Raw genomic sequence first — 1,586 nt, forward strand, 5'->3', positions numbered from 1 at the left:
CACTGAATCAGATCAGCCCAATCCTTTTTTTTATGTAAGCAGCAGCGAATGGAACCTTTACGATTATTTGGTCGAGACTTTTAGGTTTAACAAGTTGCCTGACGGTGCTTTTCTTTTAAATACATTAAAACGATGGAAAGATTTAGTCAGCACAGGTAAAACAGGTCATGAGGGTAAATTATTGAGGGTAATGCGGATTTTAGATGCCTTCCCCAACCAGAAGTTTGTGTTTTTTGGTGATAACTCGCAGCAGGACCCAAAAATTTATTCCACAATAGTGGAGAAGTATCCGAAAAATATCGAAGCGGTCTACATTCGCAATATTCGTCCTGAAAAAGAAGTAGAAACAAGACAATTGCTTAACAAAGTTGAGGAAAAAGGGGTGAGTGCGTGTTTATTTAATAATAGCGGGGAAGCGATTGAACATTCTAAAGCAATAGGATTGATACAATAGTTTTTGGAGCGCAAGGGCCGTGCTCATCGGTCTTGATAGTCCCGCTTTTCTTCCTGCCCCGATGAAGTATCGTGGGCATCCATTCAATCGGGGCTAGGTACAATGTTTTTGCTAACGGGAACAGGCCACAGTTCAATAAACCCGACAGTAGCGGCAGCCCCGTCCCGATTTTTCATCGGGATCATGAGGGCTATAGCGAATGGCGGGACGATCGGATCCGATAAGCACAGAACCTGCTTTCCAAAAAAAGCTATCGCCATTTCGGGACTGGAAATGAGCGAGTCTAAGCAATCTTAATAGCGATTGTTGTAGGATTGCTTCGTGCCTCGCAATGACGAAAAATAGAGGGAATTACCTCAAATCAAGAAATCGATTTTCCGAACGGTGTAAATGCTAAATTCATTAACTTAAAATGCTGACGCCCAAATGGAATACCCACAATGGTAATGCAAAGCAGGATACCAAAAAATAAATGCGTTAAGGCAATCCAGAAACCGCCACATAAAATCCAGATCAGGTTCATGATGGTAGAAAGGCAACCTGTGTTTGATGAGGTATCAGTTATTTTAACGCCAAAAGGAGCGAGACCTACAATGGCAAATTTAAAACATTGGATGCCAAAAGGAATCCCCACAATGGTTAGACAAAGGATAAGGCCTCCAATAATATATTCGAAGAAAATAAAGATACCGCCAAAAATAATCCAGATAATATTGCTTAAAAAGTTCATTATGTTTTTTAGTTTAAGATTTAATAATGGATGTTTTGTTACAATTCATTTAATACATACTCACGTATTCTTCGTAATTTAGAATCACACACAAAAGAAACACAACATGAAAAAATTAATTCTTGCAGCGACATTCGTCGCGTGCTTTGGGCTGTCGCGTGCCAAAGCACAAAATGTAAATGGCTTTAAGTTAAGTGATATCAAGGTAGATTACATCGAATTAAAACCGATTTATAATGGTGGTGATACCTATATTGCCAGGGTAGATTATGGGCAAAAATTCAAACGGCCTAAAGAAATGAACGTAAGAGACGACGACGGAAATGATTTGCTTTTCAATTCCCAAATAGATTGCCTCAATAAATTGAAAAGATATGGCTATGAACTTCTTAATACCTATAC

3 protein-coding genes are annotated in these 1,586 nt (G+C 39.0%); 2 read left to right on the forward strand and 1 reads right to left on the reverse strand.

Going from position 1 to position 1,586, the window contains the following annotated elements; all coding sequences use genetic code 11:
* Positions 1 to 454, forward strand: a 454-nt coding sequence (locus AC1DPQ_RS27165; RefSeq protein WP_477611477.1) for a phosphatase domain-containing protein, incomplete at its 5' end; no start/stop codon positions are given.
* Positions 455 to 815: 361 nt separating this feature from the next.
* Here the strand turns inward: AC1DPQ_RS27165 and AC1DPQ_RS27170 are convergent.
* Positions 816 to 1,184 (reverse strand): YccF domain-containing protein, encoded by a 369-nt coding sequence (locus AC1DPQ_RS27170; RefSeq protein WP_477583906.1) that lies wholly within the window; start codon positions 1,182 to 1,184, stop codon positions 816 to 818.
* A gap of 106 nt (positions 1,185 to 1,290) precedes the next feature.
* Here AC1DPQ_RS27170 and AC1DPQ_RS27175 point away from each other — a divergent pair.
* Positions 1,291 to 1,586: hypothetical protein (locus AC1DPQ_RS27175; RefSeq protein ID WP_477611478.1), on the forward strand; the 296-nt coding region annotated here is incomplete at its 3' end.

Source organism: Pedobacter sp. 01T416_2, from assembly GCF_056398925.1.

Excerpts from the sequence above, each read along its gene's own strand:
- AC1DPQ_RS27170 (WP_477583906.1), bottom strand. The coding sequence starts at position 1,184 with ATGAACTTTTTAAGCAATATTATCTGGATTATTTTTGGCGGTATCTTT.